6 protein-coding genes are annotated in these 4,402 nt (G+C 63.7%); 1 reads left to right on the forward strand and 5 read right to left on the reverse strand.

Annotated elements, in window-relative coordinates; genetic code table 11:
- Positions 1-32 precede the first annotated feature (32 nt).
- The 4 genes from JHD07_RS33725 to JHD07_RS33740 form a co-directional block, all read right to left on the reverse strand.
- Positions 33-488, reverse strand: coding sequence for a phasin (locus JHD07_RS33725; protein ID WP_291630022.1), 456 nt, complete (start codon positions 486-488; stop codon positions 33-35).
- Positions 489-677: 189 nt separating this feature from the next.
- The gene (locus JHD07_RS33730) at positions 678-1,271 is read right to left on the reverse strand and encodes a GNAT family N-acetyltransferase (RefSeq protein WP_291630024.1); all 594 of its coding nucleotides are present in this window, start codon (positions 1,269-1,271) and stop codon (positions 678-680) included.
- Positions 1,268-2,350, reverse strand: coding sequence for an alpha/beta fold hydrolase (locus tag JHD07_RS33735; protein ID WP_291630026.1), 1,083 nt, complete (start codon positions 2,348-2,350; stop codon positions 1,268-1,270). The genes JHD07_RS33730 and JHD07_RS33735 overlap by 4 nt, the downstream gene beginning before the upstream one ends.
- Positions 2,347-2,727 (reverse strand): hypothetical protein, encoded by a 381-nt coding sequence (locus tag JHD07_RS33740; RefSeq protein ID WP_291630032.1) that lies wholly within the window; start codon positions 2,725-2,727, stop codon positions 2,347-2,349. The genes JHD07_RS33735 and JHD07_RS33740 overlap by 4 nt, the downstream gene beginning before the upstream one ends.
- A gap of 162 nt (positions 2,728-2,889) precedes the next feature.
- On the opposite strand from JHD07_RS33740, the gene JHD07_RS33745 reads away from it, so the two are divergent.
- A complete protein-coding gene (locus JHD07_RS33745; RefSeq protein WP_291630027.1) occupies positions 2,890-3,804 on the forward strand; it encodes an alpha/beta hydrolase in 915 nt (304 codons plus the stop codon).
- Here the strand turns inward: JHD07_RS33745 and JHD07_RS33750 are convergent.
- A partial coding sequence (locus tag JHD07_RS33750) for a spermidine synthase (protein WP_291630029.1) occupies positions 3,801-4,402 on the reverse strand: 602 nt, incomplete at its 5' end. The two genes, JHD07_RS33745 and JHD07_RS33750, sit on opposite strands and share 4 nt — an antisense overlap.

The raw sequence follows: 4,402 nt of genomic DNA on the forward strand, positions 1-4,402 counted from the left end.
CCTGAAATTCAGTTTCTGCTCAGGGCGCCGGATCAGGCGGTCTTGTTGTAGACCTTGGCGAAATTGTCCTGAGCGGACTTGGCACCGTTGGCGGCAAGATTACCGAGATAGTCGGCAGTCGCCTTGGCGCGCGAGACGAACACTTCGCCGCGGGCGCGGAGCAGGCCCGACTGGATCTCGACGGCTTCGCTGACCGACTTGGCGGACGCGAGCTTATCGATACCCGAGAAGAACGCCTCGGCATCCTCGTAGATCGCCTGCTGGATGTTGCGGCTGATCTTGCCGGCCTCGGCAACGGTTTCGGCAACCGCGTTCTCGACGGCCGCGGTCACCCGCTCGGAGCCGGCGAACGCCTCGGCAGCGCGGTCCTTGGCGGTGTTGGCAGTCTTTTTGACGAACTCGCGGGCGGCCTCTGGAACTTCCAGGTTCTGGATGTTCTTGAAAGCGTCCTTGAAGCCCTCAAAGGCAGTGCTGGTATCGGTGGTCATGGGGTTCTCTCCATCCTCAATGGTTTGAGCTATGGGCTCACCCCGTCCGCATTGGCCCGGGGCAAAGTCGATATAAGATAGTTAATTGTGCGATGCAATATTTATGTTGCAGTGCGAGATCACAAATCCGTGATATGTCTTAAGAAGCGGCAACATGATGCCTTTGTCGCCAAGAGGGTACCGAGCACCCTAATGCTGGACAGCGTCCGACAGTCCATAGGCTTCCATCTGAGCCTGGACCTGCACGATGTTGTGGCCGAGCACGACGATGTCATGGGTCTTGCCATCGACGTCCCGGACATGATCCCGCAGCAGCGCCTCGGCCTTGAAGCCGAGGCCTTCGAACAGGGCAATCGCCGCCTGCTGGTCGACCGTCATCTGGACCGACAGCTTTTCCAGGCCTGCGCCGAGCGCAAGCGCGAAGGTCTCCTGCGACAGCGCCCGCCCCACCCCTTTGCCCCGGACATCGAGCGAGACCACCATCCGGATCTCGCCGACATGAGGCGACCAGGAATGCGGGTCGCGCACCAGCGTGCCGCAGCCGACGACCTTGCCGTCCCGGAGCGCGAGCAGGCTCGTGATCGCGCCACGCTCGATCTCCTTGACCCAGGCCGACAGCACCTTCGGCTCGCTGATGTTGCGGGGCAGGAACAAGAGGTCATGCGTCGGCAGGCCCCTGCCGAAAGCCAGCACCGCGGCTTCGTCGGCGGGCGACATCAGCCGGATCTCGATATCGCCGGCATCGGTCTTGGCGTGGCGCGGATAGGAACGCTGCTCGCTCATGTCGATCTCTTCCCCAGCCAGGAATCCAGTTTCGGCCATAGCCGCTTCACGGCATTGGCGCCTGCGACAAGCGAGACGTGACCGCCCTTCAGCATCACCTCTTCCTTGTCAGCAGATCCGATCTTCGCGATCAGGTGTTTTGCGGCCTCATAAGGCACGATGTGGTCGTGTTCGGCGACCGCGTGCAGCATCGGCACCTTGATGTCCGCGAGCCTTGCAGGCCGGCCGCCGACCGACATGGTGTCGTTGAGCAGCTTGTTGTCCCACATCAGGTCCTTGGTGATGGTGCGGAAATATTCGCCGGCGAGTGGCAGCGTGTCGGTCGCCCAGCGATCGAACATGCGATAGGACTTCACGAACTCGTCGTTCCAGATGTTCTCCCAGAGTTGGATCTGGCTTACCGTGCGCGAGGCGGGGCGCAGCATCTCGAACGAGGACAGGATCATTTCGGGCGGCACGTTGCCGACGCTGTCGACGAGACGGTCGACGTCGAAATAGCGGCGGTCGGAGAAGTTCGAGAACAGCTTCATCTCGCGGAAGTCGATCGGCGTCGTGAAGCAGATCAGGTTCTTCATCGGACCATCCGGGTGGATCGCGCCGTAGAGCAGCGACAGCACGCCGCCGAAGCAATAGCCTATGATCGAGACGTCCTGCTCGCCGGAATCGGCTTGCACGCGACGGACGCAATCCGGGATGAAGTCGAGGACATAGTCCTCCATGCGCAGGCTCTTTTCCTCCGGCCGAGGCGCGCTCCAGTCCAGCATGTAGACGTCGTAGCCGCGTCTCAGCAGGAACTCGATGAAGCTCTGGCCGGGCACGAGATCGAGGATGTAGCCGCGGTTGGTCGTCGCCATCACAATAAGCACCGGCACGCGGTAGATCTCGTCCGACATCGGCCGGTAGTGGTAGAGGCTCATGGTTCCGCGCGAGTGCAGCACGTCCTTGGGTGTCGAGCCGAGCGAGGGCCCCGAGGTCGAGAAATACTCCACGCCCTTGATGCTGCGCTGTATCGCGCGCTGCACCTCGGACTGGATACGCTCCGGGATCGACGCGAGATCAAGTCCCGCCGGCGCGTTCATTTCTGCTCTCCGCCTTCGGACGGCGGACGTTTCGTGCGCGGCGGACGTGGCGCGGCGCCGGTTTGCTGCGCACCGGAACTTGCCGACATCTGGCTCAGCATCGACTTGATCTCGCCGAGCTGGCCTTCGATCGAATGGAGCCGTTCCGCGATCCCGTTCATCTGCTCGCGGCTGGGCAGGTTCATGGAGAGCAGGTATTTCTCCATGAGATCGCCGAACTGCTTCTGAGCACCTGCAGCAACGCCGCCGGCGCGGTTGACGGCCTGCGAGAATTCGGGCGTCTCCATCGCCTTGGTCGCGAAGGAGTTGAAACCCTTCTCCATCTCGCCAACCATCTTCTGCCACAAGGCGACCGGATCGGTGGTCTTGTCGGTCATCAGCGTCCTCCCGAGGTGGAGGGCTTTACACCCTTCTTGTCGCGCCATACCACACCGTTGCGCGGTGCCGGTCAACCGGCAAGCAGCGGGCGCGGCGCCGCCCACGCCGCTTCTTTGCGGAACGAAACCATGCGATACAGCATGGATCAGCAGGAGGGATCCGTGACCGCCCATCAGCCGCCCCAGACCGTCCGCGCCAACGGCATCGACATCTGCTACGAGATCTTCGGCAACGACAATGCCGAGCCGCTGCTGCTGATCATGGGCCTCGGCGCGCAGATGATCCATTGGGACGACGCGTTCTGCGAGCAGCTTGCCGCGCGCGGCTTCCGCGTGATCCGCTTCGACAACCGCGACATCGGCAAGTCCAGCCATCTCACCGGCGGCAAACGCCTGACGCCGCTCGAGCTGCTGAAGCTGCGCTTCTTCAAAATTCCCGTCGCCGCGACCTACAAGCTCATCGACATGGCCAAGGACACGGTCGGGCTGATGGATGCGCTCGGCATCAAGTCGGCGCATCTGGTCGGGGCGTCCATGGGTGGCATGATCGCGCAGGAGGTGACGCTGTCGTTTCCGCATCGCGTGCGTTCGCTGACCTCGATCATGTCGACCACGGGCAATCCGCGTGTGCCGCCGCCGACGCGCGAGGCCGCGGCGATGCTCATGGCGCCGCCGCCGCGCAGCAAGGAGGAGTTCATCGTCCGCTTCGGCCAGACCTGGAAAGTGCTGCGCGCCGGACATTTTCCGGAGGAGGAAGCGCTCGACCCCGGCCGCGCCGAGCGCGTGTTCGCACGCGGGCTCAATCCGGCCGGCGTCGGCCGCCAGCTCCGCGCCGTGCTGGCGTCCGGCAGCCGCAAGGAGCGGTTGCACGCGGTGAAGACGCCGACACTGGTCATTCACGGCACCGTCGATCCCTTGGTCCGTCCCGAAGGCGGCAAGGACACGGCGGCGTCGATCCCGAACGCAAGACTGCTGATGATCGAGGGCATGGGCCACGCGCTGCCCATGCGCTTCTGGCCGGAGATCATCGATGCGATCGACAAGCACGCGCATGGCGCAGCGGCGCAGGCGGCCTAACTCTTCTTCGCGATCCAAATCACGTGGCGCGCACCGCCGCCCCTGCCGGTCGCGCGGACATTGACTTCGTTGACGTGGAAACCCGCACGCTTGAGACGCCTTGTGAACGGCGGATTGGGTCCCGACGACCAGACGGCGAGCACGCCGCCGGGCCGCAGCGCCGCCTTGGCCGCCGAGAGCCCGCTTGCAGTATAGAGCGCATCATTGCCCTTGCGGGTCAGTCCCTCCGGCCCGTTGTCGACGTCGAGAAGAATGGCGTCGAAGGCCGCTCGCTTTGCGCGGATGATTTCGCCGACGTCGACCTCCCGGATGTTCACCCTGGCGTCATCGAGGCTGTCGCCGAACACCTCGGCCATCGGTCCCCGCGCCCAGGCCACCACCGCGGGCACGAGCTCGGAAACCACGATCTTCGCCTTGGGCCCAAGCACCGTGAGTGCTGCACGCAGCGTAAAGCCCATGCCGAGTCCGCCGATGAGAACGACGGGCTTGGCCACCTTCTCGATCTGTTTCGCCGCGAGCGTTGCCAGAGCGGCTTCCGAGCCGGACAAGCGGTTGTTCATCAGCTCGTTGCTGCCGAGCTTGATCGAAAACTCCTTGC

It is taken from the genome of Bradyrhizobium sp. (assembly GCF_016462955.1).
Taxonomy (GTDB): domain Bacteria; phylum Pseudomonadota; class Alphaproteobacteria; order Rhizobiales; family Xanthobacteraceae; genus Bradyrhizobium.

Excerpts from the sequence above, each read along its gene's own strand:
- JHD07_RS33735 (WP_291630026.1), bottom strand. The coding sequence starts at position 2,350 with ATGAACGCGCCGGCGGGACTTGATCTCGCGTCGATCCCGGAGCGTATC.
- JHD07_RS33730 (WP_291630024.1), bottom strand. The coding sequence starts at position 1,271 with ATGAGCGAGCAGCGTTCCTATCCGCGCCACGCCAAGACCGATGCCGGC.
- JHD07_RS33740 (WP_291630032.1), bottom strand. The coding sequence starts at position 2,727 with ATGACCGACAAGACCACCGATCCGGTCGCCTTGTGGCAGAAGATGGTT.
- JHD07_RS33725 (WP_291630022.1), bottom strand. The coding sequence starts at position 488 with ATGACCACCGATACCAGCACTGCCTTTGAGGGCTTCAAGGACGCTTTC.